Here is a 25,217-nt window from a genome sequence, read left to right as displayed (position 1 = left end):
CGCAACTTGCTCGGGCCGGGTGGGGAGCCTTTGGCGTAAGCCAGTCCGAGCATGGGGTGCGTTGGGACGTGAGAAAACGATAAGAGCAAAGGATTACCGCTATGGTTCGCAAATTGGTTATCGCTGTCGCCGCAGCAAGTGCCGTGATGTCGTCCGGGATGGTTCACGCATTAGGGGTAGGCGATATCCATCTGAACTCCGCGCTGAATCAGCCGCTGGATGCAGAGATTGACCTTACTCAGGTTCGTGATCTGTCCGGCGATGAAATTCGCTCCATGTTGGCGTCGCCCGATGACTTCGGACGCGCCGGCATTGACAGAACCTTCTTTCTTACCGATCTCAAGTTTCAGCCGGTCATCAAGCCCAATGGCCGCTCGGTTATTCGCGTTACCTCCAGCCGCCCCGTCAATGAGCCGTTTCTGAACTTCCTGATGGAAGTGCGCTGGCCGTCCGGGCGGGTGCTGCGCGAGTTCACCATCCTGCTTGACCCGCCCATGTATCAGCCAACGCCGGTCGTCAGCAGCTCCACTATCTCTGCACCCGTGTCTTCGTCGGCACCGCAGGTTGCGGCGGCGCGACCCAGTGCGGCAGGTCTGGCATCAGCTGCGGCCGTTTCCGCTCCACCGGCCAGTGCTTCGTCTCCCACTGCCGCGGCGCCGGCACCGGCAGCGAGTTCAGGTACCCGAACAGGCCAGCTGACGACCACACGCTCCGACACACTTTGGGATCTGGCGTTGCGGGCTCGCCCCCAGGGCGCAAGCGTGCACCAGACCATGCTGGCGATTCAGGACCTGAATCCTAACGCCTTCATCAACGGTAATATCAATCAGCTAAAGGCGGGGCAAACACTGACCTTGCCGAGCGCCCAGCAGGCGACCGCTCGCAGCAACTCCGAGGCGATTGCCGAGGTCGCCGCGCAGAACAGTGCATGGCGCAATCGCCGGGCACCGACTGCCGCTCAGGCGCAGGCGCCTCAGCTCGATGCGCGTGAGCGCCAGTCGGCCGGTGCAGCACCCGAGGCCGTAGATGCTCAGGACTCACTGCGTCTGGTATCGAGCACCGAAGGCACGGCGGCAGAGGCTGCCGGCAGCTCCAATGCCGATGCCGGAGGGGCGCAGCTGCGTGATGCGCTGGATCGCACCAAGGAGCAGCTGGATGCCGCTGAGCGTGAAAAGGCGGAAATGACCGATCGCCTGAATGACGTTCAAGGGCAGCTTGAAACCCTGCAACGCCTGCTTGAATTGAAAGATGCCCAGCTGGCTGCATTGCAGCAGCAGGTCGCTGACGCGGGTGCGGAGTCGGCGGTAACAGCCGAGGAAGCTGCCGAGCTGGCCGACGTCGCGGAAGCAGAGGCGGACGCCGCAGCAGACGTCGAAAGCAGCGTAATGGTTGCAGAACCGGAAGCCGCGTCAGAGGCAACTTCCGAGGAGCAGGCTGCTGAAGACGTAGCTGTCGACGAGCAAGCCCCTGCCGAAACCGAGGCGTCAGAGCCCGCTGTCGAGGAGCCCGTTGTAGCGGAACAAGCACCAGAGCCAGTCGCCGAGCCAGAGTCTGTGGTCCCGGCTGAACCTGCGCCGGTTGCAGAGCCTGCGGATAGCGACCCGATGGCTGTTATCAAGGGGCTGATGCAAAATCAGATGCTGATGATCGGCGGGGGCGTTGTTGCGGTTCTGCTGCTTCTGCTGGTGTTGATGTCAATTTCGCGTCGCAACGCCCGTCGCGAGGAGGCAATGGCGGATAACTTCATTGCCGACGCTGCCGAGCAGGATGGTGATCAGCTCACTGACAGCGATGATTTCAATGTTGCTCTGGCCGACGCAGAGGGTATGGACGGGGCCGATGAGCTGGATTTGGCCGCTGACCCGCTGGTTGAAGCCGATGCTCTGATGGCTTACGGCAAGCTGCAGGAGGCGCGTGATGTGCTGGTGGCAGCCGTGGCGGCGGACCCGGCACGTGAGGAGCTGCGCCTGAAACTGATGGAAGTGAACGGTTTGCTTGAAGATAGCGCCGGCTATCTGGAGCAGCGTGCTGCCGTTACTGCGCAAAACCCGTCTTCCGCTCGCGTGGCTGAGCTGGATGCCCGTTTCCCGCTGATGGCCGCAGCCGCTGACGGAGCCGCTGCTGCCGCAGCGCAGTGGGACGAAACGGATCTGGCCGATCTGGATCCGTCCGCTGCAGGTCAGAACGATCAGGCTGACGTCGACGCGGATATGGACTTTGATTTCAGCGAGTTTGATCTTGGGGACGCCAGCGATACTACCCCGTCCGCCGAGCTGGCATTTGACGAGCCGGTTGCCGAGCCTGAGCCTGCCGCGCCGGCAGCAGAGGGCTTTGATCTGGACTTTGATCTGGAAGACGGCAGTGCACAGCCTGTGGCTCAGGAAGAGGAGCCGACTGCCTCCGCGCCCTTTGAGCCAGAGCTGCCTGATAGTCAGGTTGACAGCATCAATTTTGACGAATTTGAGCTGGATGTTGATGATCTGGCGTTGCCCGCAGATGAAGCGGAGCCCGCAGCCGATTCGTCAACACCATCTCTTGAGGCGGATTTCGATCTGGCCATGACCGACGATCTTCAGGCAGAAGACTTGATGGCTGACTTTGCCGCACTGAGCGACGAGCCGGTCGAGGAGCCAGCGTCAACCGTTGCTGCCGAGCCACTGGATTTGTCCGCTGACGCTGACATCAAGCTGGAGGACGACGCGATCGAGTTTGAGCTGCCGGAGGATGTGGCGTTGCCTGAGGATATTGAGGTGCCCGCTGATACCGAGTTGTCGCTGGATGATTTCGAGCTGCCGGAGATGGATGAGGTAGCTCCGGCTGTCGTTGAAGCAGAGGCGGCGCTGGCTACTGAATCGGACGAGGAGGACGATGAGTTCGACTTCCTGTCCGGCACCGACGAGTGTGCGACCAAGCTGGATCTGGCGAGGGCCTACATCGATATGGGTGACCAGGAAGGTGCACGCGATATCCTCAACGAAGTGATTGAAGAGGGTAATGACCAGCAGAAGCAGGAAGCACAGAGCATGATGGAGCACCTGGCTGACTGATGACAGAGTTTGATCTCGCAACAGCGGCCGCCCCTGAGGCGGCCGCTGTTGTTTCCAGAGTGGCGGCATGTGTCGAGTACAAGGGTACGGCCTATCGCGGCTGGCAGCGCCAGCAGTCGGGTGTACCCAGCGTGCAGGAGGCCGTGGAGAAGGCGCTGGGGCGCGTGGCAAATCATCCGGTGCAGGTTTTCTGTGCTGGCCGCACCGATGCCGGGGTTCACGCGTCCTGCCAGGTGATTCACTTTGACAGTGACGCGCATCGTTCGCCGCGAAACTGGATTCATGGAGCCAATGCCAACCTGCCGGCGGATATCTCGCTGAGCTGGGTTACGCCGATCGGTCTGGATTTTCACGCGCGGTTTTCTGCCGTTGCCCGGCGCTATCGCTATGTGATCTATAACGATCCCATTCGGCCCGCGCATCTGGCCCATGAAGTGACCTGGAATTACCGGCCGCTGGATATCCAGCGCATGCGTGTTGCCGCCCGGGCGCTGGTTGGTACGCATGACTTTACGTCCTACCGTGCGGTTGGCTGTCAGGCCAAGTCGCCAATCAAGACTATCCATCACCTTGAACTGCTGGAGTTCGGCCGTTTTATCGTGCTGGATATCCGTGCCAATGCCTTTCTGCACCATATGGTGCGCAATATTGCCGGGGTCCTGATGCAGATTGGTTGCGGCGAGCAGCCGGTGGAGTGGGCGCAGCAGGTGCTTGAGGTGCGCGATCGCGCGCAGGGCGGTCTGACCGCACCGGCTTACGGCTTGTATCTGGTCGATGTGACCTACCCCGAGACCTTTGCTCTGCCTGAGCGATATCTGGGTCCGCACTTTCTGTCTGCACTCCCTGATGTGGCGAACTGACGCCCCTGATGTGATCTGCTAACATCGAGACCCTTAGGGGCAGGCCCTGGAGCAGGTTACATGGCGCGTATCAAAATTTGCGGAATTACCCGGGTCGAGGATGCGTTGGCTGCCGCTGAAGCAGGTGCCGATGCAATCGGCTTGGTGTTTTATGCACCCAGCCCGCGCGCCGTCACTGCCGTTCAGGCTGCCGATATCATTGCGGCGCTGCCGCCGTTTGTCACCACGGTCGGCCTGTTTGTCGATGCCGAGCCGGACTATGTGCGTGAAGTGCTGGGCCAGGTGCCGCTGGACGTGCTGCAGTTTCATGGTGATGAGTCCGATACCTATTGCCGCCAGTTCGGGCGGCCCTTTCTGAAAGCGGTCCGGGTGCAGTGTGCAGATCAGTTGGCCGACGTTGCATCGCGCTGGCCTGGGGCCAGCGGAATCTTGCTCGACAGCTACAAGCCAGGTGTTCCGGGCGGCACCGGTGAAGTGTTCGACTGGACCCTGGTGCCGCTCAAGCGGGAATGGAATCTGGTGTTGGCCGGGGGGCTGACAGCAGGCAATGTGCATCAGGCGATCCGTGAGATGCGCCCCTGGGCGGTCGACGTCAGTGGTGGCGTCGAGGCAAGCAAGGGCATCAAGGATGTGGCAAAAATTAACGCGTTTGTACAAGAGGTGAAGCGTGTCTGACTCCAACCCCATCGATTATTCTGCGGTCCCTGATGCGCGTGGGCATTTCGGTCCCTATGGCGGCCGGTTTGTGTCCGAGACGCTGATGGATGCACTGGACGAGCTGGAGCGCGTGTATCGCAAGCTGTCTGCCGATCCCGAATTTCAGGCCGAGTTTGATCGCGATCTGGCCCATTATGTTGGCCGCCCGTCGCCGCTGTATTTTGCCGAGCATCTGACTGACAAGGTCGGTGGCGCGAAGATCTATCTCAAGCGTGAAGACCTTAATCACACGGGTGCCCACAAGGTAAACAACACCATCGGCCAGGCGCTGCTGGCCAAGTTTATGGGCAAGCCGCGGGTCATTGCCGAAACCGGCGCCGGTCAGCATGGTGTTGCCACGGCGACCGTGGCGGCGCGTCTTGGCCTCAAGTGTCAGGTCTATATGGGGGCCGAGGACGTGCGCCGGCAGGCGCTCAACGTCTATCGCATGAAGCTGCTGGGCGCAGAGGTCATTCCGGTGACCTCGGGTTCGCGCACCCTGAAGGACGCCATGAACGAAGCCATGCGCGACTGGGTTACCAATATCGATGACACCTTCTACATCATCGGTACGGTAGCCGGGCCGCACCCGTATCCTGAGCTGGTCCGTGATTTTCAGTGCGTGATTGGCCGCGAGGCGCGCCAGCAGTGCCTGGAACAGGCGGGTCGTCTGCCTGATGCGCTGGTTGCCTGCGTTGGTGGCGGCTCCAACGCCATTGGCCTGTTTCATCCGTTCCTCAATGATGAGAGCGTACGGATGTACGGCGTCGAGGCGGGCGGTCTTGGCATTGAGACCGGCGAGCATGCGGCGCCACTGAGTGCGGGCAAGCCTGGTGTGCTGCATGGCAACCGCACCTATCTGATGTCCGACGAGGCGGGGCAGATCATCGAGACTCACTCCGTGTCCGCGGGCCTTGACTATCCTGGGGTCGGCCCTGAGCACAGTTGGCTGAAGGATATCGGTCGGGTTGATTATGTTGATGCGACCGACGACGAGGCGCTGCATGCGTTCCGTGAGCTGACCCGTGTGGAGGGCATCATGCCCGCGCTGGAGTCCAGTCATGCGGTCGCCTACGGCATGAAGCTGGCGGCGCGCATGAGTCCTGATCAGATCGTGGTAATCAACCTGTCAGGTCGAGGCGACAAGGATATTCACACCGTCGCCGGTATCGACGGCATCAGCATTTAAAAGAGATATTCATGAGCCGAATTGAAGCCCGTTTTTCCGCTTTGCAGGCTGCTGGTCGCAAGGCGCTTATTCCGTATATCACTGCTGGTGATCCGAATCCGGCGGTTACACTGCCCCTGATGCATGATCTGGTAGCCGCCGGTGCCGATGTCATCGAGCTGGGTATTCCGTTCTCCGATCCGATGGCCGATGGCCCGGTGATTCAGCTGGCAATGGAGCGCGCGCTCGAGCATCACGTCAGTCTGAGTCAGGTGCTCGAGATGGTTCGCCAGTTCCGCAGCCGCGATAATGAAACGCCGGTGGTACTGATGGGCTATCTGAACCCGATCGAGAAGATGGGGTACGAACAATTTGCCAAGTCCGCGGCAGAGGCGGGTGTTGACGGGGTGCTGACCGTCGATCTGCCGCCGGAAGAGGCGACAGACGTCGTTCCGCTGTTCAAGGCGCGGGGGCTGGATACCATTTTCCTGCTGGCACCGACCACCACGGCAGAGCGCGCGCGGCTGATTTGCGAACAGGCAAGCGGCTATGTCTATTATGTTTCACTCAAAGGTGTGACCGGGTCCAGTGCTTTGAACGTCACCGATGTAGCAGAAAAACTGGACATGCTGCGCACCGTTACCGATCTGCCGATTGGTGTCGGCTTCGGCATTCGCGATGGCGAGTCTGCAGCGGCGGTTGCCGGTGTAGCAGATGGCGTCGTTGTAGGCTCGGTGCTGGTCAATCAGATTGCCGCCAATGCGGACAATCCGGACAAGGCACGTGAGGCCATCGCTGCCATCGTGGCTGACATGCGCAGTTCAATGGACCGCTGAACAAGGCGCTGCCGCTCCTTCCGCAGGAGGGCAGGCTGACATGACAAATTCAGAGAAGGAAAGGCGATGAGCAACTGGTTGGTGGACAAGCTGATTCCCTCCATCGTGCGCTCCGAAGCACAGAAAAGCAGCGTACCGGAGGGGCTGTGGCGCAAGTGTCCGTCCTGTGACGCAGTGTTGTACCGGCCCGAGCTGGAGAAGAATCTGGATGTGTGCCCCAAGTGCAGTCACCATCTGCGTATTGGCGCACGCCGCCGTCTGGACATTTTCCTCGATCCGGAAGGGCGTACCGAGCTGGGTGCCGAGCTGGAGCCGGTAGACCGTCTCAAGTTTCGTGACAGCAAAAAGTACAAGGACCGCCTGGCTGCAGCGCAGAAGGACACTGGCGAGAAAGATGCGCTGGTTGTCATGCAGGGCAAGCTCAAGGGGGCGCCGATTGTGGCCAGCGCCTTCGAATTCAATTTCATGGGTGGCTCGATGGGCAGCGTGGTAGGGGCTCGCTTCGTGCGTGGCGCTGAAGCCGCATTGCGTGATCGCGTTCCCTATGTGTGCTTCTCTGCTTCCGGCGGTGCGCGGATGCAGGAGGCCCTGTTCTCCCTGATGCAGATGGCCAAGACCAGTGCGGCGCTGGCCCGTCTGCGCGAAGAGGGCATCCCCTTTGTTTCGGTGATGACTGACCCGGTTTACGGCGGCGTTTCTGCCAGTTTGGCGATGCTGGGTGATTTGAACGTAGCCGAGCCCAACGCGCTGATCGGTTTTGCCGGCCCGCGTGTTATCGAGCAGACCGTGCGCGAAAAGCTGCCCGCCGGCTTCCAGCGCAGTGAATTCCTGCTGGCACACGGTGCGCTGGATATGATCATCGCTCGCAGCGAGATGCGCGACCGCCTGGCCAGCCTGCTTTCCATGCTGACCGGCGCGCCGGCACCTGAGCCAGCGGCAGAGGTTGCCGACGAGGCCTGATGTCCCAGCGCAGTCTTGGCCAGTGGCTGGCCGTGCTGGAGGCCTTGCATCCCAGCGAAATCGATATGGGGCTGGAACGGGTACGTGAGGTCGCCGAGCGACTGAACGTGCTTCGTCCGGCACCTCGCGTTTTCACCGTTACCGGTACCAACGGCAAGGGGTCGACCTGTGCGGCCCTGGACTCGCTGTTGCGCACGGCCGGGCTGCGTACCGGTTGTTACACCTCCCCGCACCTGCATCGCTACAACGAGCGCATCCGTATCAATGCTGCGCAGGCCGATGATCAGTCGATCTGCGATGCCTTTGCTGCCATTGATGCAGCCCGTGGCGATATCTCCCTGACCTATTTTGAATTCGGCACCTTGGCCGCGTTCTGGCTGTTCCAGCGCGAGCGGCTGGATGCGGTCGTGCTTGAAGTGGGGCTGGGCGGTCGTCTCGACGCGGTAAATGTGGTTGATGCCGACGTGGCGGTTGTGACCAGCATTGGTCTGGATCATCAGGAGTACCTGGGATCAACGCGGGAATCGGTTGCGTTTGAGAAGGCCGGCATCATGCGTGCAGGGCATCCTGTTGTCAGTGGCGAACGTGACTTGCCGTCGCCCTTTACTGATGCAGTAGAACGGCTGGGATGTCGGCTGTACCAGCGCGATCAGGACTTTAGTGTTCAGAGTTTTGCTGATGGATCCTGGGTGCTTGACGGCATTGACGGGACTGGTAACCGCCGTCAGCTGCGCCTGCCTGCGGTCAGTCTGCCGCGCGATAACCTGGCTGTGGCATTGCAGGCGTTTTGGGCTGCCGGGTTCGATCTGGCTGATACCCTGATCTGTGCGGCGCTGCGGTCAGCTACCGCAACGGGACGTCTGGAGGCGCGCCAGGTTCTGTGGCAGGGAGTGGTGCGTGATCTGCGTCTGGATGTCGGTCACAACCCGCATGCGGCTCGTTTTCTGGCTTCCAGTCTGGGTGCCGATGCGGCGCGTCCGCGGGTAGCCGTATTTGGCCTGTTGTCTGACAAGGACCTGAACGGAGTTGCGGCAGAGTTGCACGGGGTGTTCGGACACTGGTTTACCGCCCCTTTGCCAAGCCCGCGCAGCCGCTCTGCCGAGGATCTGGTCCAGGGCCTGACCGCGGCTGGCGAGCCGGCTTCAGCCCATGCATCCATCGCCCGGGCGATTGAGAAGGCGCTGGAGCAAACCGACTCGGCGACCGAAGTTGTGATATTCGGGTCGTTTTTCTGCGTCGCCGACGCCATACTCTGGCTATCTGAACATGCCGGAGTAGCGCAGAATGGATGAGGGTCTGAAACAGCGCATCATTGGTGCGGTTGTATTGATCATTGCGGCTGTGGTGTTTTTGCCGATGCTGCTGTCTGGGCAGGACGAGACGGTACAGGTTGAGGTTGATGTGCCTGAGGCGCCGGTGCTGGCTCCGCAGGTAATTGAGCCCGTCGCGCCCGCGCCGCTGCCCGCGCCTGCGGAGGTTCCGGAGCTGCCTGTCGCGCTGCCGGACGTGCCGGTTGATTCTGCGCCGGCAGTCGTCCCATCCGCTCCAGTGCAGCCCGTTGCGCCAGCCCCGGCATCTGCGCCGGAGCCGGTAGCGACGCCGGCTGCGCCCGCGCCTGCGCCGGTCGCGTCGGGTGACTGGGTTATCCAGCTGGGCAGTTTTTCCAGTGCCTCCAATGCTGACGGCTTGAGCAAGGAGTTGCGCGCCCAGGGTTACAACGCCTACACCCATAGCGTAACCGTGCAAGGCAAGACCAGCACCCGCGTATATGTCGGGCCGCTGGCGAGCCGTGAAGCAGCCAATCGCCTGCGCGATGAACTGGAGCGCAAGCGCGGCAGCAAGGGTTTTGTTGTGGCGTACGATGCCGATAGCGGTCGAGGCTGATTATGCAGTTTCGATGGGCCGCGCAGCTCTGCTAGAATGCCTGCCTTTGTAGAACAGGGTACTTCATCGTGTCTTTGACCTGGGTTGACTGGGCTATCGTCGCCATCATTGCAGTCTCGGCCCTGATCAGCCTGACCAGAGGCTTCGTCAAGGAAGCCCTCTCCCTGCTGACCTGGGTTATTGCCGGCCTGGTTGCCTGGCTGTTTGGCGGAGCACTCGCCGAGTTGCTTGTGCCCTATATTGAAACGCCTTCCCTGCGCGTCATCGCCGCGTGTTCCATTCTGTTTGTCATGACGCTGCTGCTGGGCGGGCTGGTCAACTATCTGATCAGCCAGTTGGTCAAGGCAACGGGTCTCAGCGGTACCGACCGCTTTCTTGGCATGGTTTTCGGCGCAGCGCGCGGTGCGCTGCTGGTGGTAGTCGCAGTCGGTCTGTTAAGCCTGGCCCCCGTTGAAGCGGATGCCTGGTGGCGCGAATCGGTGGTGATTCCCCATTTTCTGCTGGTCGCTGACTGGTCGAAAAATCTCATTCTGCAAATGGCGGGTCGCTGATCCGGCACTCCCGGACAGCGCCGCCCTTAATCGAGAAGGTACTCAGGCATGTGTGGCATTGTTGGCATAGTGGGCAAATCGAACGTCAATCAGGCGCTCTATGATGCCTTGACCGTCCTGCAGCATCGCGGCCAGGACGCCGCCGGCATTGTAACCAGCGATCAGGGGCGACTCTTCCTGCGCAAGGATAATGGTCTGGTACGCGATGTGTTCCATCAGCGTCACATGCAGCGTCTGGTAGGTCAGATGGGTATCGGACACGTTCGCTATCCGACCGCTGGCAGCTCCAGTTCTGCCGAGGCCCAGCCGTTCTACGTCAATTCGCCCTACGGCATCACCCTGGCGCACAACGGTAACCTCACCAACGTCGAGCAGCTGTCGCGCGAGATCTATGAATCCGATCTGCGCCACGTCAATACGACCTCTGATTCAGAGGTACTGCTGAACGTATTTGCCCACGAGCTGGCCGTACGCAACAAATTGCAGCCGACCGAGGAAGACGTCTTCGCCGCGGTCAGCCAGGTGCACAAGCGCTGCCGGGGTGGTTACGCGGTAGTGGCCATGATTACCGGGTACGGTATTGTCGGATTCCGTGACCCCCATGCGATCCGTCCCATCGTGTTTGGTCAGCGTCACACCGACCAGGGCGTCGAGTACATGATTGCCTCTGAAAGCGTTGCGCTCGACGTGCTGGGCTTCAGCCTCATCCGCGATCTGGCGCCGGGCGAGGCAGTGTATATCACCGAGGATGGTCGACTGTTCACCCGTCAGTGTGCCGAGAATCCGCAATATTCGCCGTGCATTTTCGAACATGTATATCTGGCTCGCCCTGACTCGCTGATGGACGGTGTGTCGGTCTACAAGGCCAGGCTGCGCATGGGCGAAAAGCTGGCAGACAAGATTCAGCGCGAGCGCCCGGATCACGACATTGACGTGGTCATCCCGATCCCGGATACCAGCCGAACCTCGGCGTTGGAGCTGGCCAACCAGCTGGGTGTGAAGTTCCGCGAGGGGTTCGTCAAGAACCGCTATATCGGCCGGACCTTCATCATGCCGGGTCAGGCTGCGCGCAAGAAGTCGGTTCGCCAGAAACTGAACGCCATTGATCTGGAGTTTCGCGGAAAGAACGTGTTGCTGGTAGATGACTCCATCGTGCGCGGCACCACCTGCAAGCAGATCATTCAGATGGCACGCGAGGCCGGTGCCAAGAATGTTTACTTCTGCTCGGCTGCACCGGCGGTGCGCTATCCCAATGTGTATGGCATCGACATGCCCAGCGCCCACGAACTGATCGCCCATGGTCGCACCACGGACGAGGTTGCCGAACTGATCGGCGCCGACTGGCTGATCTATCAGGATCTTGATGACCTGAAAGACGCTGTTGGCGGCGGCAAGGTCAAGATTGAACATTTTGATTGCGCGGTATTCGATGGTCAGTACGTCACCGGCGATGTCAACGAACAGTACCTGGATCGCATCGAGCGTGCTCGTAATGACGCGGCCAAATCGACGGTCGAGCGGGTCAGCGAAATCATCGGCCTGCACAACAACTGATGCCAGTCGGCAGCGCCAGCGCTGCCCTGTATGAACGAGGTTTTTGCATGACCGAACAATGGCAACCTGGCCGTCTGGACAGTGATCTTGACGGGGCCGGCTTCGACACCCTGGCGGTACGCGCCGGTCAGCGGCGCACGCCTGAAGCAGAGCATGGCGAAGCCCTGTTTCTGACTTCAAGCTATGTGTTTCGCAGTGCCGCTGATGCTGCTGCCTGCTTTGCCGGTGAAACCAGCGGCAATGTCTATTCGCGTTATATGAACCCGACCGTGCGCACCTTCGAAGAGCGGATTGCTCTCATGGAAGGCGGTGAACAGGCTGTTGCCACTGCCTCCGGCATGGCGGCCATCCTGACAACTGTTATGAGCCTGTGCTCGGCCGGTGACCATATTCTGGTGTCGCGCAGCGTCTTCGGCGCCACTGTCACGCTGTTTGAAAAGTACTTCAAGCGCTTTGGCATTGAGGTCGACTATGTACCTCTGACCGACACGGCCGCCTGGCGTGACGCCTGCAAGCCGAACACCCGGATGTTCTTTATCGAGTCTCCGTCCAATCCGCTGGCCGAGCTGGGCGACATTGGCGCGCTCGGCGCGATTGCCCGCGAGCATGGCGCGTTGCTGGTAGTCGACAACTGCTTTTGCACGCCGGCGCTGCAGAAGCCGCTGTCGCTGGGAGCCGACATCGTCGTTCACTCGGCAACCAAATACATTGACGGTCAGGGCCGCAGCATGGGTGGCGTGGTAGTAGGGCGTCGTGAGCACATGCAGGAGCTGGTGGGCTTTTTGCGCACTGCGGGGCCGACCCTCAGCCCATTCAATGCCTGGGTATTCCTCAAGGGCCTGGAAACGTTGCGTCTGCGCATGCGAGCCCATTGCGAGTCCGCGCAGCAGATTGCCGAGTGGCTGGAGCAGTGTCCGGAAGTTGAGCGCGTCTACTACGCCGGCTTGCCGTCGCACCCGCAACACGCCCTGGCCAAGGCCCAGCAGAGTGCCTTTGGAGCGGTAGTGAGTTTTGAGCTGCGCGGCGGTCGTGAAGCTGCCTGGCGCTTCATCGACGCGACAAGAATGGTGTCCATTACCGCCAACCTCGGTGACGCCAAGACCACCATCACGCACCCGGCGACCACTACCCATGGCCGCCTGAGCGCCGAGGCTCGCGAAGCGGCGGGTATCCGCGAGGGGCTGATTCGACTTGCCATCGGCCTGGAAGACCTGGCGGACATCAAGGCCGATCTGCAGCGTGGATTCGACGCCCAGCGCTGAGTTGTCTGCGCAGTTGCGTGCTTTGTCACATCAAGGCCGGAGAGTTCACAGCTCTCCGGCCTTTTTGTTTTAGCGTCCTCCATGCCGCAGGGATAGTGCTGAAGCCGTGTTCCTTCAGTGCGGCACTTCTCACATATATGGAGGATGGAAAATGCGTCACTGGATTAGCATCTTGGGTGTTGTTCTCAGTCTCTGGCTGGTATCTCCCGCCTGGGCTCAGGAAGTGTCTGTACCAACGGTCAATATCAATACCGCCGGCGCGGCAGAGATCGCCGAGGTGCTGCAGGGGGTAGGGCAGGCCAAGGCTGACGCTATCGTTGCCTACCGCGAGGAGCATGGTGCTTTCGGGTCGGTAGCTTCGCTGGCCGAAGTGAAGGGGATTGGCGCCAGCACGCTGGCGAATAACGAGGGGCGGATTGTGCTTGAGTAAATAGGCCCGGGTTGGTGTTTCCGGGCAATGGCAGAGCGGCGCCGCAAGGCGCCGCCTCTGTTTCAGGTGCGGAGCTTGCTGACCGCTTCGGTCAGCTGATGGGCCAGTCGAGCCAGCTGGTCGCTGGTGTCGGCACTGTGCGCGGTCTGTTCTACGGTACGTTCGGTCACGTCCCTGATTTCGACCACGCTCTGGGTAATGGCATCCGCTGCCAGGCTCTGCTGCTCGACCGCCGATGCGATTTCGCTGTTGCCCTCGCTGATCTGACTGACGGCCGCAGCGATATCCTGCAGAGACTCACCGGCATCTTCAACCTGCTGGACCGAGTCATGGGTCAGCCCGGCGCTGGCCTGCATATCCTCGACAGCTACCTCGGTGCCGGTCTGCAGGGCTTCGATCATGCGCTGAATGTCATCGGTAGAGTGCTGAACGCGCTGGGCCAGGGCGCGCACCTCGTCTGCGACGACGGCAAATCCGCGACCAGACTCACCCGCACGTGCTGCCTCGATTGCCGCGTTCAGGGCCAGCAGGTTGGTCTGTTCGGCAATCTCGCGAATTACCCGCACTACGCCGCTGATTTCCTGACTGTGAGTTGACAGCTGGTGCATGTGCTCGGTGCAGCGGTCGATGCTGGTGACCAGGCCTGCGATGGTCTTGCGAACCTGCTGTACCTTGTCCCGGCCCTGAATGGCGAGAGCATTGGCCTGACTGGACTGATCACGGGAAATCGAGGTGCTGCCGGCAATATCCTGTACCGTCGCACTCATTTCGTTAACGGCGGCGGCGACCTGATCAGTCTCTCCCTGCTGCACTATCATGCCGTCGCGCATACGGGTCATGGTCTCGGCCAGTCCGCGGGCACGCTGATCCAGTTCCAGTGCCGCCTGGCGTACCGAGCCGACGACGGCCTGCTGGGACTCCTGCATGGCATTGAAGGCTCGGGCCATCGAGCCGACTTCATCGCGCGCACTGCCAGGCGCACGCAGTGTCAGGTCACCGGTGCTTTCCACTGCCAGCATGACGTCGCGCAGGGTGATGATATGGCGGGTGATGAACAGAATCAGCAGTTGCGAGAAGAACAGCACCATCAGCATCAGCGCTGCCACCACGATCGCATAGAGTGGCGCGCGTTCAAGTAACAGCGCGGTGAAGCCCTGCCGTTCCACGGCCAGAGCGCGGCCCTCTGCGGCTGACCAGGCGCCAATGTAGCGATCTTCGGCAATGCCGAGTCTGGAGGCCTCCAGCCAGCGCCCTGGCTCTGTCTGTGCGGCAGTCGGTGCTGTGATCCAGCTCAGGCCGTGCACCTTGCCGTCGGAGGGTTGTTCGCCGGCAAGCACGCCGGCCAGTTCCTGTCGGGTCTGTTCTATGCTGCGTTGCTCGACCCAGATGGCAACCAGTACGAGCATCAGCGTTGCTGCGAAAGCAACACCGTTGACTGCCCAGAACTTGTATTTCAGTGGCAGGTTCTTGAAGGCTTGCATGCATACTCCAGAGCATGTTGAAACAGGTGATCCTGACTGGCAGGCGGCACAGGGCCGTCAGTATGTGCCGTCACTCTGATATATCGGTTGATCCGGGTCAAACTTGAAGGGTTGTATGTAACACAGGCTTCGGCAGGGTGCTGACGCTTCGGTTATACTGCGCGCAACTTCAGGGTCTGTTCCCGTACGCCATGACCATGATGAAGCCGCTTTTGCGTCAAGCTCTGTTCGGCAGTGACGGCTGGTCCGCCAGTATAACCGCCGGAGGGTGACGCAAGCGCCGGCTCATCCTTCGGGCTGGCATCATAGTCAGCTGCGCGGCGCTGCGGGACCTGCCAAGGGAATAATCCATTGCCTGCGTCCTGGACTGCAGATCGCTACCCGACCGGGAGCATGTTCCGATGCTGCAAGGCGAGCGAACCAGACGGGAAAAGGCCCCAGAAAAGACAGCTTATGACCCCTGCGCTAACGCAACCCGTAATGATTGATGATGACGCCGAGTTGGCACGCTGCTGCGACCAGTGGCGTCGGCTGCCCTTCGTTGCCGTTGATACCGAATTTGTTCGCACCGAGACATTTTACCCGATTGCCGGTCTGATCCAGATTGGCGATGGCGAGCGCGCCACGCTCATTGATCCGCTGGGTATTGGCGACTGGACGCCCTTTGTCGCGCTGCTAGAGGATGCTTCTGTAGTCAAGGTCCTGCATGCATGCAGTGAGGATCTTGAGGTCTTTTCCAGGCTGTGCGGCGCGTTGCCCGCGCCGCTGTTCGATACCCAGCTTGCGGCAGCCTTTCTCGGCATGGACTTTTCCATGGGCTACTCCCGACTGGTCAGTGCGCTGCTGGATATCGATCTGCCCAAGGATGAGACCCGTTCCGACTGGCTGCAGCGCCCCCTGAGCCCGGCCCAGATCGAGTATGCCGCCCGTGACGCCCAGCACCTGGCAGAGCTCTATCAGATCCTGGCGCCACGGATCGCCGAGGCCGGCGTGGCCGAGTGGCTGTTTGCCGACACCGCCGAGCAGGTCGCAGCCTCAGGTCAGGTGGTTGAGCCGGAGCAGGCGTATCTGCACGTCAAGCAGGCCTGGCGGCTGAAACCGGCCGAACTGGCGATCTTGCGCCCGCTGGCGGCCTGGCGCGAACGCGAGTCCAGAGCTCGCGATATGGCCCGTAACCGGCTGCTGCGTGAACGTACCCTGGTTCCGCTGGCACAGCGGCAGCCAGACACCCTGCAGGCGCTGTCGCGCATCGAGGACATGCATCCGCGGACCGTACGCCACGAGGGTGAAACCATTTTGCAGCTGATTCGCGAGGGCCGTGCAGTTGCGCCGTCAGACTACCCCGAGGTGCTGCCGGAGCCATTGCCGCCTGCTGCCAATCGGCTGCTCAAGGCATTGCGCAAGGTCGGGCAGGAGGAAGCCGAGAAACGGGGTATCGCAGTTGAGATCATGCTGCGCAAGAAAGTACTCGAAGCCATGGTGCGCACCGGGTATCCCTGCGGCCCTTATCGACTGCCGGATGAGCTGACCGGCTGGCGTCGGGATCTGATGGGTGACGCATTGTTGAAGGCCGCCAACGGCGCGGTGGAGGTAGTTGAATGAAAGTGTTGTGTTCGATTTTCCGTAGCACGAAAAAGCAGGGGATGTACCTGTATGTGCCCCGGGAAAAGGGCTTGAGCGAACTGCCCGAGGCGCTGTTACAGTTGTTCGGGCGGGGGGAGCATGCGATGGATCTGGTGTTGCATGAGGAACGCAAACTGGCCCAGGAAGACATCCTTACGGTGTTGCATAACCTGAAGGAGCAGGGTTTTCATCTGCAGATGCCACCGCAGGAAGACGACTATATTCAGCATTTGCCACCGGAGTTGCTGAATCGGAATGATCCGGTTTAGCTATCCTGTGCTGCCCGGGTCTTGCAACAACGCCGTCGCATTTGCGACGGCGTTGTTGTATCTGCTGCCTCAATCCGGTCGACCCTACCCGGCAACACGCACCGCACGTCATGCAAACTCAAAGCCCCAGCTGGCGAGGGCGCTGTCAGGCAGCGCCCGGCCTACCACTCGCGGCGCATGTTTTCGACGGAAATCTGCTCGTTCAGCGTCCAATAGTCGTACAGCACGCCAATCAGAAACAGGCCACCGGTGAAGAAGTAGATGATCGCCGTAACCCACTTGCCCATATACAGCCTGTGCGCGCCGAAGATGCCGAGGAACGTCAGTAGAATCCAGGTCAGGTTGAAGTTGATGGGGCCGGTGCGGAACCGACGATCAGCCTCACGGTCCATGCCAGGGATCAGAAACAGATCGATGATCCAGCCGATGAAGAACAGCCCCAGGGTGAAAAACCACAGCGTACCGGTCCAGGGTTTACCATAGTAAAAGCGGTGTGCCCCCATGAATCCGAATATCCATAGCAGGTAGCCGATTGCCTTGCTGTGAGTATCCGAATACGCCATGCGGGGGTGCCTCTCTGCAAAAGTGGGTGTGTAATACTGGTCATAGACCATAAACGATTTGTGGAGTGCCTGCAGCGTGCAAAATAAAAGTGCGAACTGGTTCAAGCAAGTGGCCCAGCGCGCAGAGACCCTTGGCCAGCAGCGGCTGCGTGTTGGTGTGACCGGCCTCAGTGGTGCGGGTAAAACCACCTTTATTACCAGTTTGATCAATCAACTGGAGAATCATGGCAAGGGTCTGCTGGCCAGGCGCGCACCCTTTGACCGGCTGGAGTCGGTGCGCTGGCAGCGCGAGAACGTCGAGCAGCCATTCCCCTATCTCGACGCGCTGGCCGCCCTGTCTTCCGCGCCTGCGCGCTGGCCGGACTCGACCAGTGACCTGTCACGGGTGGTGATTGACCTTCGCTTTCGGCCCCAGGGACTGCTGCGCAAGGTGCAGCCTGTACGCCAGGTACGTATCGACATTCTTGATTATCCCGGCGAATGGTTGCTCGATTTACCGCTGCTGCAACTGGACTACGGCCAATGGTGCGAGCAGATGGCGCAGTGGCTGGAGCAGGAGCCGCGACGTTCGCTGGCCGGCGAATTGCGCCAGACACTGCTGAACATCGATCCGGCGGCGCCGGCGGACGCCGCGCAGCTGGCCGCGCTGAAGGACGCGTGGAGCGAGTTTCTGCTGCGTTGCCGTCGCGACGCCGGGCTGTCGCGCAACCAGCCTGCCCGTTTCCTGCAGCCGGGAAGCGGGGTAGCCGAACAGATGCTGCAGTTTATTCCGCTGCTCAGGGCCAATCGGCACAGCAGCGAGAGCGATAGCAGCTGGTTTGGCGTCTGTGCGGCGCGTTTCAACTACTACCGCGATTATCTGGTACGTGGTTTCTATGACGAGCATTTTCGCCACCTTGATCAGCAGGTGTTGCTGGTAGACATGCTCGGTCCAATGGATGCCGGGGAGCCGGCACTGGTCGATCTGCGCGATGCGATGGAGGCGGTGCTGGCCAGCTTCGATTATGGCCGTAGTGGTCTGCTGGCCCGGTTGTTGCGGTTCCGTCCGCGCATTCGTCGGTTGGCTTTTTGCGCAACCAAGGTCGACAAGGTCAGCCCTGAACAGCAGCGCTCGGTACAGCAGTGCCTGGAGGACCTGATGCTCGATCGGCTGGCTGATGTGCGTCATGGCGGGGTTGAGGTGCTCGGGCTGCCGTTATCGGCTATCCGGGCAACCCGTCAGGAAGGCGAGAACCTGGTCGCCGGTCTGGAAGGGCAGGAGGGCTGGGTGCGCTACCGACCGGGCAGTATCCCGGCACATCTGCCGCAGTCGCTACAGCTCACCAGTCCGGAGTTGTTGCCGCTCAGGCCGCCACCGGGCCTGCATCGCAGTGAGCCGTTTCCCCATTACCGTATGGACGACCTGGTGGCCTGGCTGATTGAGGGGGCGCAGCTGTGAGCACGGAACAGAAAACCCGAATTCTGGAGACCTGGCAGGGTGAGCCGCAGGGCGATACCGAGCGGGCTACCGAGGTCGTGGGTAGCGCCGATGCCATGCCGGATGCCTTTGCCGAGCCGGCACAAGCGGCACTGCCGTCAACTCTGAATGCGCCACCGGCCAGTCGCTGGCCCGGCCGGCTTGCGCGCCTTGCTCTGTTAGCCGGGCTTGGCGGCGCCGCCATGCAATGGGGTCAGTGGAGCTGGGCTGCCTGGCAGTGGCAGCCGCTGTGGGGGGGCTTGGTAGGCGGTCTGGGTCTGGCACTGGCTGGTACCGGGCTGCTGGCCTGGCGTGATCTGCGTCGACAGCGGCATCGTCTGAGCGCGCTCGAGCAGCTGCGCTCCGAAATGCAGCAGGCGCTGGCTGAACACGATCAGCGGCTGGCCGTCGACTGGCTGGACCGCCTGCAGCGTGTCTACGCTGATACACCGCTGGCCGGCAGCCTGCGCCAGGCGTGCGCGGGGCTGGACGGCTCCCACAGCGCCGGGGAGGTCGCCAGGCGGCTGAATCTGCAGTTTTACCAGCCGATCGACCAGCAGGCGCGGCAGATTATCCGTCAGGAGTCGGTTACTACCGGTGTGCTGGTGGCGTCCAGTCCCTGGGTCGCAGTCGATTTGTTGCTGGTGGTCTGGCGCAATATTCGGCTGATGCAACGGGTAGCCGTCTGCTACGGGCTGCCGATCGGTCGCTTCAGCCGCTGGCGGCTGGCGCGCCATGTGCTGCGCAATATCGCGCTGGCAGGCGGGACCGAGGTGGCCATGAGTGCGTTGAGTGATTCGTTGCTGTCGGGCTTGCTGGAAAAGGTCGCGGCGCGGATTGGTCAGGGTGTGGGAGTGGGGCTCTACAGTGCCCGGCTGGGGCATTTCACGCTGGATCTCAGTCGTGCGGCACCTTTAGCAGAAAAACAGCAGCTGGTAGAGGACAATCGGGGCATTATCAGGATGATGAAGGAGCGCCTTGGGCGCGGTATCGATGGCGGGTTATAAATCACGACGCCGCTGGCTGGCAGAGCGCTGGCTGGAGCGGCAGCAGGATCGGTGGGGCGAGCGCCTTGTCCGGGTGCGAGATCAAGTGCTGCCGATGGGCTGGCCCGCGCGAATGTCCAGGGTGGCTGGCATCAGTGACGGTGAAACGGTGACCCGGCGCCCGCGTGACGGCTCCAGCAGTGCCGAGCTGCTGGTTTGGCTGGAGCGTCTGGAGTCCGGTCAGCGGCGTTGGCTGGCGAGCCTGCTGGATGCGCCCAGCGCCGGCCCGTTTACCCTGCTGGAGGCGCTGGAGCGTTTGCAGCTTGACTGGCGCAGCCAGCTCAACCCGCTGACACCCCATCGTGAGTACGCCACTCAATTGCGGGTTCTGGCCAGTGTGCTTGCGGTGCCTGCGGCGGCGGAGTCGGCTTATCTGGACAATGAACAACGGGTTTACCGGGCGGTCGACGAGCGGCTGTTCGGCTCGCTGCCCTTGCGTCTGCGCGCCGAGCTGGCAAATCGATATCCGGTCGGGCAGGGGCACTACCTGCGTTGGTGGTATGAGCGACTGATGGCGCGCGCCGGGGAGCCGGGCTATGACCTGGCCGGCGCCGGCCCCGAGGACTGGCCTGATATTCCGGCAGCCTGGGTGGCACTTGGCTGGTTATGCGGTTTGCGGGTCAGTGCACCGAAGGGCAAGGCTGGTCAGTGAGAGGCCGCTGGCCTACCATAGCCGGCTTTGTCACGGCTAAGGATCTTGTTTGATGAACTTCACCGCTCTGCTTCAGGCCTTTGATCAGTCCGCCAATGCATCCGTTACCATCCCGCCAGAGTGGGCGCAGGGGCGTGCCGGGTATGGCGGCCTGGTGGCTGCGCTGGTGCTGCGCGGCATGCGCGCCAGCCTGTCCGACGCCCGGCCGGTGCGTTCTCTGGCAATCACCTTTGTTGGCCCGGTGCAGCCGGGCGAGCCGGTGCAGGTGCAGACCGAAATCCTGCGCGAGGGCCGAGCCGTCACGCAGGTGCTGGGGCGGGCGGTGCAGAACGGGCAGACCATGTGCATTGTGCAGGGCAGCTTTGGCGCGGGCCGTGAGTCCAGCGTCAACGTTGCGGCAGAGCCGGCGCCCAGCGCGCCCCCGGCCAGCGAATGTCAGCGTACTCCGTATGTCGAAGGCATCATGCCCAACTTCCTGCGCTATTTTGATACGCGCTGGACCTTTGGCGACTACCCCTGCACCAATAGCCGCAAGCGGGAAATGGGCGGCTGGATGCGGTTTGATGAAACCTTCGAGCAGTTTGACGAGGTGCATTTGGTCGGCCTGGTCGACGTGTGGCCGCCTGCGGTGCTGCCGCACCTCAAGGAGCGGGCTCCTGCCAGCTCACTGACCTGGACCATCGAGTTCGTCCAGCCGCAGCCAGCGATTGCCGGTGATGACTGGTTGTTGTACCGGGCAACCATCGAGCACGCCCGTGATGGTTACGGTCACTGCGCGGCGATGGTCTGGAATACAGCAGGCGAGCTGGTCGCGATCAGCCGGCAAACGGTCACGGTATTCGGTTGACGCCTCAGGCCGGGCGCTCCGCGATCAGGGTGGCGCGCAGCGGTGCCGGGTAGCCTTCGATGGTCTTGCTGCTGTCGTTCGGGTCGAGGAACGATGGCAGCGAGTTGAAGCGCATCCAGTCAGTGCTGCGCTGCTCCTCCACGCTGGTCTGATTCAGATCAACGCAGCGCACGTTTCTGAAACCGGCGCGTCGCAACATGCGTTCGAGCATTGGGACTGACGGCAGGAACCAGACGTTGCGCATCTGCGCGTAGCGGTCTTCCGGCAGCAGGCAGTGGTTCTCATCCCCTTCTACCACCAGCGTTTCCAGCACCAGTTCGCCGCCCGGGCGCAGGCAGGCCTTGAGTTGCAGCAGGTGATCGATGGGTGAGCGGCGGTGGTAGAGCACGCCCATCGAGAAGACGGTGTCGAAGGCGTTGCTGGGCTCCGGCAGGTCTTCCAGGGTGAAGGGCAGCTGCCAGACCGGTGCATTCGGCAGGTAGTGCTTTACCGCCTCGAACTGGTTGAGAAATAGCAGGTTGGGGTCGACGCCGATCACCATGGCGGCACCGGCGTGCCACATGCGCCACATGTAGTAGCCATTGCCGCAGCCGATATCCAGTACCCGGCGTCCGCGCAGGTCGATGTGCGGCGCGACGCGCTCCCACTTCCAGTCTGAGCGCCATTCGGTGTCGATGTGCACGCCGAACAGGTTGAACGGGCCCTTGCGCCAGGGATGCAACCCCTGCAGGGCCTCGTGCAGTTGCTGTCGTGTGGCCTCCGGCAGTGGTGCCGCCCCGGTCAGGGTCACACTCCGGCTGAAGTCATGCTGCACGCCTTCGAGTGGCGGCAGGTTGCGCAGGCTCTGTTGCCAACGTTCCAGGTCGCCGTGCTGCAGTTCTGCCAGACGCACTTGCAGGCCCTCTGCAAGTGGCGTGTGCCAGCTGGCGAGCGGAGTCGATTTCAGGGAGTCGAGTAGCGGAGTGTAATCAATCACGTGTGGGCAATCATTGAGCAAAAATTGAGGCACTGAAACCACAGGTGGCTGTGGCTGAAACCGGCGTCGCGCAGACGTTGCTGGTGGACTTCCAGCGGGTCAGGGCGCATCACGTTCTCGATCGCGGTGCGCTTCTGGGCAATCTCCAGTTCACTGTAGCCGTTGGCGCGCTTGAACGCGTAGTGCAGCGATTCCAGCGTGTTCTGGGTCTGGCTGTCGGTAAAGTTGAGCTTTTCGGACAGCACCAGAACGCCGCCTGGCAGCAGGGCCTTGCGGATACGCTGCAATAGCGCCAGACGCTGATGCGGCGGAATGAACTGCAGGGTGAAGTTCAGCACCACCATGGAGCAGGGTTGCAGCGTCAGTGTGTTGATGTCGGCGGTTACCACCTCGGCGGGAATCGCCTCTTCGAGCATGGCATCCTGGGCGCTGAGGTATTCCCGGCAGCGCTCACTCATGGCTTCGGCGTTGTCCACCGCGATGATCCGGCAGCCGTTCTGGGGCAAATGACGGCGCATCGACTGGGTCGCCGCGCCCAGGGAACAGCCGAGATCGTAGATCAGGGTGCCGGGCTGGGCGTATTGCCCGGCGATCACGCCAATGCTTTCGATGATGGTGGGGTACCCGGGTACCGACCGCTTGATCATGTCGGGAAAGACGCGCGCGACCGCGTCGTCGAAGCGAAAATCGTCGACCTTGCTGATAGGGCTGGCGAACAGCTTGTCTACCTCTGACATGGCAGGACCCCGGGTGGCATCGTGAGGCTGGGCATTCTAACCCAACTCGTCTGCCTTGACAGGATGGACTGCGGATTGCTTGACTGCACACTAGAGTGTGCGCTGTGTCACGGGCCAATTTATTGGCTTTTTGTGCTCGTCAGGCAGTCTTCGTAGTATTTTTTTGACTGTCTGGCTGGCTTGCCATTCGTTTCCATGCGGCTAGATGGCATAATGGCGTGCTGGTGGCGTCGCGTTGGTGGGCGGGTTGCCGGCAACAGCAAGTTGCTTTACACAATAGCAATGGACGCGTTGAGTTCCCTGCGCCAATCGGGGCTCACAGTTAAATGAGGAAAGGGTATGGCTGTTAAACGCCAGATTGTCCGTGGTGCTGCCTCGCTGGCGGCGCTGTATGCGGGTGTTGCGGGGGCACTGGGTCTTGGGGAAATTCAGCTGGAATCTGCGCTGAACCAACCGCTCAATGCCATTATCGAGTTGCAGGGCTCGGAGGGCCTGGGCCCGGACGACGTGGTCGTCAGGCTGGCCCAGACGTCAGACTTCGATAACGCCGGCATCGACAAACCGTATTTCCTCAATGATTTGCGCTTCACGCCCGTGGTGCAAAATCGCCGTCTGACGGTGCAGGTGCGGTCCACCCAGCCGGTGCGCGAACCCTATCTGAATTTCCTTGTAGAGCTGCGTCGTCCCAACGGGCGCATGTTGCGTGAATACACGGTGCTGCTGGATCCGCCACTCTACCGTCCTGGTCCGGCTGCGCCGGTTGAGCGTGCGTCGGTCACGGCTGCACCCGCTGCCCCGGCTGCCAGGGCTCCGAGCCCGGCGCCGCGTCGCCAGGTTGTGCTGCCAAATCTGACGCCGCAGCCTGATGCCGATCAGTACACGACGGTTGCCGGTGATTCACTGTGGGCCATTGCCGAACGTAATCGTCCGGCTGCGAGTGTTTCGGTTCAGGCCACCATGACTGCCATTCATGCGCTTAACCAGCAGGCCTTCGTTGACGGCGATATCAATCGACTCAAGGTCGGGCAGGCACTGGTCTTGCCGACGGCGGGGCAACTGGGTGTGTCGGCTAGCCCCGCTCCAGCTCCGGCTTCGGAGGACGCCCCGGAGGCGACGCCAGTGCCCTCCGCACCGTCCACGGTTCCAGCAGGTGATGGCTCGCCGGCACAGATCGCCGACGAGATGCGTGATGATGCCGCTGCAATGGCTGCGCAGAGCCAGTCTGATGCAGGGCTGGGGCAGGGCCGCCTGACCATCGACGAAGATGCGGTCAGTGACGCCGAAGCCGAGGCAGCGATGCTGGCATCCCGGCTCAATGAACTTGAAGGGCGTTTCAATACGCTGTTGAGTGAACTGGATAGCCGTGACCGTCAGATCGCCGCGTTGCAGGCCGAGCTGGATGTGCTGCACGCGGCCCGTCAGGCTGAGGAAGCCGCAGCCGGTCAGGGTCAGGCGGGCGGCACGCTGGGCAGTGGTAACGGTGGCGATACCATCTCTCCGACCGGCAGTGATGATCCGCAAGCCGGCAGTGTGGCCGCCGAGCAACCGATTGCCAGCGAGAAGGCCGATTCGTCGTTTGCCTGGTGGTCTGTACTGCTGGCACTGCTGGCGTTCCTGATCGGTTGGGTGGTGGCCCGTGTGCGCGGCAAGCCAGCCGGCAAGCCGGTGGTTGCGCCGCCGCGCCAGATGACCTCCGATGTCACCCGAGCCGAGCCCCGCAGCAGCGTTGCACCGGCTGCCGCCGGCGTGACAGCGGCGGCCGTGGCAGATGAGGCGCAGGACAACGTGTCCGGCATCGAGCTGTATATCACCTATGGACGCTTTGCCGAGGCACGTGATGCGCTGGAGAAGGCGATCAGCGAGGAGCCGGAGAATCTGGAGTTGCGCTACAAGCAGGCTCGGGTCATGGGTGAATTGGGGGATGCCGAGGGGTTCACTGAGCAGGCAGCCGCCATTTCTCAGCTGGGTGGCGATATGCAACGCGTTGATCAGTTGCGCGCCCGCTTCCCGCAGTTGGACGCGGCGGTATCGCCGATCGATACGGTAGACGATGTGCTGGATACCGATCAGGCTGACAACGACCTGGCGGAATCCCAGCTGAACCTCAGTGACTTCACCCTGGATCCCGACTGGGATCTGATCGAAGGCCTGACGCCCACGCCGGCGCGCAAGACCAGTCGGCTTGATCCGATTGCGCTTGATGACGAGGCGTTCGAGAGCAGTCTCCACGAGTTCCCGGAAATCGAGGAACTGGACGATCTGGATGGGCCTCATGATCTGGTGCGCAGCCCCAGCGATGAGCAGGACAAGCGTTGAGAG

General features: G+C 61.6%; 23 protein-coding genes. 19 read left to right on the top strand and 4 right to left on the bottom strand.

Annotated elements, in window-relative coordinates:
• The first annotated feature begins 101 nt into the window (after window positions 1-101).
• From O5O48_RS15815 to O5O48_RS15760, 12 genes are all read left to right on the top strand, one after another.
• Window positions 102-3,047 carry a FimV/HubP family polar landmark protein gene (locus O5O48_RS15815; protein ID WP_269687571.1) on the top strand — a complete coding sequence of 982 codons (2,946 nt, stop codon included), beginning with the start codon at window positions 102-104 and terminating at the stop codon, window positions 3,045-3,047.
• Window positions 3,047-3,907, top strand: coding sequence for a tRNA pseudouridine(38-40) synthase TruA (gene truA / locus O5O48_RS15810; protein WP_269687570.1), 861 nt, complete (start codon window positions 3,047-3,049; stop codon window positions 3,905-3,907). The genes O5O48_RS15815 and truA overlap by 1 nt, the downstream gene beginning before the upstream one ends.
• A 60-nt stretch (window positions 3,908-3,967) precedes the next feature.
• Window positions 3,968-4,582: a phosphoribosylanthranilate isomerase gene (locus tag O5O48_RS15805; RefSeq protein WP_088275183.1), complete on the top strand. Its 615-nt coding sequence runs from the start codon at window positions 3,968-3,970 to the stop codon at window positions 4,580-4,582.
• Window positions 4,575-5,792: a tryptophan synthase subunit beta gene (gene trpB, locus O5O48_RS15800; RefSeq protein ID WP_088275181.1), complete on the top strand. Its 1,218-nt coding sequence runs from the start codon at window positions 4,575-4,577 to the stop codon at window positions 5,790-5,792. The genes O5O48_RS15805 and trpB overlap by 8 nt, the downstream gene beginning before the upstream one ends.
• Before the next feature lie 11 nt (window positions 5,793-5,803).
• Window positions 5,804-6,607 carry a tryptophan synthase subunit alpha gene (gene trpA / locus O5O48_RS15795; protein ID WP_088275179.1) on the top strand — a complete coding sequence of 268 codons (804 nt, stop codon included), beginning with the start codon at window positions 5,804-5,806 and terminating at the stop codon, window positions 6,605-6,607.
• Window positions 6,608-6,673: 66 nt separating this feature from the next.
• Window positions 6,674-7,567 (top strand): acetyl-CoA carboxylase, carboxyltransferase subunit beta, encoded by an 894-nt coding sequence (accD, locus tag O5O48_RS15790; protein ID WP_088275177.1) that lies wholly within the window; start codon window positions 6,674-6,676, stop codon window positions 7,565-7,567.
• A complete protein-coding gene (gene folC / locus O5O48_RS15785) occupies window positions 7,567-8,859 on the top strand; it encodes a bifunctional tetrahydrofolate synthase/dihydrofolate synthase (protein WP_269687569.1) in 1,293 nt (430 codons plus the stop codon). The genes accD and folC overlap by 1 nt, the downstream gene beginning before the upstream one ends.
• Window positions 8,852-9,451, top strand: a complete 600-nt coding sequence (locus O5O48_RS15780; protein WP_088275173.1) for an SPOR domain-containing protein — start codon at window positions 8,852-8,854, stop codon at window positions 9,449-9,451. The genes folC and O5O48_RS15780 overlap by 8 nt, the downstream gene beginning before the upstream one ends.
• Window positions 9,452-9,519: 68 nt before the next feature.
• Window positions 9,520-10,002, top strand: a complete 483-nt coding sequence (locus tag O5O48_RS15775) for a CvpA family protein (RefSeq protein ID WP_088275171.1) — start codon at window positions 9,520-9,522, stop codon at window positions 10,000-10,002.
• A gap of 48 nt (window positions 10,003-10,050) precedes the next feature.
• Entirely contained in the window at window positions 10,051-11,556 is a 1,506-nt protein-coding gene (purF, locus tag O5O48_RS15770; RefSeq protein ID WP_269687568.1) for an amidophosphoribosyltransferase, read from the top strand.
• A 47-nt stretch (window positions 11,557-11,603) separates the two neighbouring features.
• Complete coding sequence (locus tag O5O48_RS15765) at window positions 11,604-12,818, top strand: O-succinylhomoserine sulfhydrylase (protein ID WP_088275419.1); 1,215 nt, start codon at window positions 11,604-11,606, stop codon at window positions 12,816-12,818.
• A gap of 151 nt (window positions 12,819-12,969) precedes the next feature.
• Window positions 12,970-13,248: a ComEA family DNA-binding protein gene (locus tag O5O48_RS15760; protein WP_088275167.1), complete on the top strand. Its 279-nt coding sequence runs from the start codon at window positions 12,970-12,972 to the stop codon at window positions 13,246-13,248.
• A gap of 62 nt (window positions 13,249-13,310) precedes the next feature.
• Here O5O48_RS15760 and O5O48_RS15755 read toward each other — a convergent pair whose 3' ends face one another.
• Entirely contained in the window at window positions 13,311-14,729 is a 1,419-nt protein-coding gene (locus O5O48_RS15755) for a methyl-accepting chemotaxis protein (RefSeq protein ID WP_269687567.1), read from the bottom strand.
• Between the two features lie 480 nt (window positions 14,730-15,209).
• Between O5O48_RS15755 and rnd the strand changes: the two genes are divergently transcribed.
• Complete coding sequence (gene rnd, locus O5O48_RS15750) at window positions 15,210-16,331, top strand: ribonuclease D (protein ID WP_332367346.1); 1,122 nt, start codon at window positions 15,210-15,212, stop codon at window positions 16,329-16,331.
• Window positions 16,328-16,621, top strand: coding sequence for a YcgL domain-containing protein (locus tag O5O48_RS15745; RefSeq protein WP_269687565.1), 294 nt, complete (start codon window positions 16,328-16,330; stop codon window positions 16,619-16,621). Before rnd ends, O5O48_RS15745 begins: the two co-directional genes overlap by 4 nt.
• 161 nt (window positions 16,622-16,782) lie before the next feature.
• On the opposite strand, the gene O5O48_RS15740 is transcribed toward O5O48_RS15745, so the two are convergent.
• Window positions 16,783-17,184, bottom strand: a complete 402-nt coding sequence (locus tag O5O48_RS15740) for an NINE protein (protein ID WP_088275153.1) — start codon at window positions 17,182-17,184, stop codon at window positions 16,783-16,785.
• Window positions 17,185-17,260: 76 nt separating this feature from the next.
• Here O5O48_RS15740 and O5O48_RS15735 point away from each other — a divergent pair, with 76 nt between their 5' ends.
• Genes O5O48_RS15735 through O5O48_RS15720 form a run of 4 tightly spaced genes read left to right on the top strand, consistent with a single transcriptional unit; the run spans window position 17,261 to window position 21,185 of the window.
• Window positions 17,261-18,622 (top strand): YcjX family protein, encoded by a 1,362-nt coding sequence (locus O5O48_RS15735; protein WP_269687564.1) that lies wholly within the window; start codon window positions 17,261-17,263, stop codon window positions 18,620-18,622.
• Window positions 18,619-19,647: a TIGR01620 family protein gene (locus O5O48_RS15730; RefSeq protein WP_269687563.1), complete on the top strand. Its 1,029-nt coding sequence runs from the start codon at window positions 18,619-18,621 to the stop codon at window positions 19,645-19,647. Before O5O48_RS15735 ends, O5O48_RS15730 begins: the two co-directional genes overlap by 4 nt.
• Window positions 19,619-20,338, top strand: a complete 720-nt coding sequence (locus O5O48_RS15725) for a hypothetical protein (protein WP_269687562.1) — start codon at window positions 19,619-19,621, stop codon at window positions 20,336-20,338. The genes O5O48_RS15730 and O5O48_RS15725 overlap by 29 nt, the downstream gene beginning before the upstream one ends.
• A gap of 52 nt (window positions 20,339-20,390) precedes the next feature.
• Window positions 20,391-21,185, top strand: coding sequence for an acyl-CoA thioesterase (locus tag O5O48_RS15720; RefSeq protein WP_269687561.1), 795 nt, complete (start codon window positions 20,391-20,393; stop codon window positions 21,183-21,185).
• Between the two features lie 4 nt (window positions 21,186-21,189).
• Here O5O48_RS15720 and cmoB read toward each other — a convergent pair whose 3' ends face one another.
• The gene (gene cmoB / locus O5O48_RS15715) at window positions 21,190-22,161 is read right to left on the bottom strand and encodes a tRNA 5-methoxyuridine(34)/uridine 5-oxyacetic acid(34) synthase CmoB (RefSeq protein ID WP_269687560.1); all 972 of its coding nucleotides are present in this window, start codon (window positions 22,159-22,161) and stop codon (window positions 21,190-21,192) included.
• On the bottom strand, window positions 22,158-22,898 hold the full coding sequence (gene cmoA, locus O5O48_RS15710) for a carboxy-S-adenosyl-L-methionine synthase CmoA (protein WP_269687559.1): 741 nt from the start codon (window positions 22,896-22,898) through the stop codon (window positions 22,158-22,160). Before cmoA ends, cmoB begins: the two co-directional genes overlap by 4 nt.
• A 339-nt stretch (window positions 22,899-23,237) precedes the next feature.
• On the opposite strand from cmoA, the gene O5O48_RS15705 reads away from it, so the two are divergent.
• Window positions 23,238-25,214: a type IV pilus assembly protein FimV gene (locus O5O48_RS15705; protein ID WP_269687558.1), complete on the top strand. Its 1,977-nt coding sequence runs from the start codon at window positions 23,238-23,240 to the stop codon at window positions 25,212-25,214.
• Window positions 25,215-25,217: the final 3 nt, after the last annotated feature.

This window comes from Halopseudomonas sp. MFKK-1, assembly GCF_027474385.1.
Lineage (GTDB): Bacteria > Pseudomonadota > Gammaproteobacteria > Pseudomonadales > Pseudomonadaceae > Halopseudomonas > Halopseudomonas aestusnigri.
The sequence above is the reverse complement of the archived record's forward strand: the minus strand, read 5'-3'. Positions and strand labels throughout refer to the sequence as shown.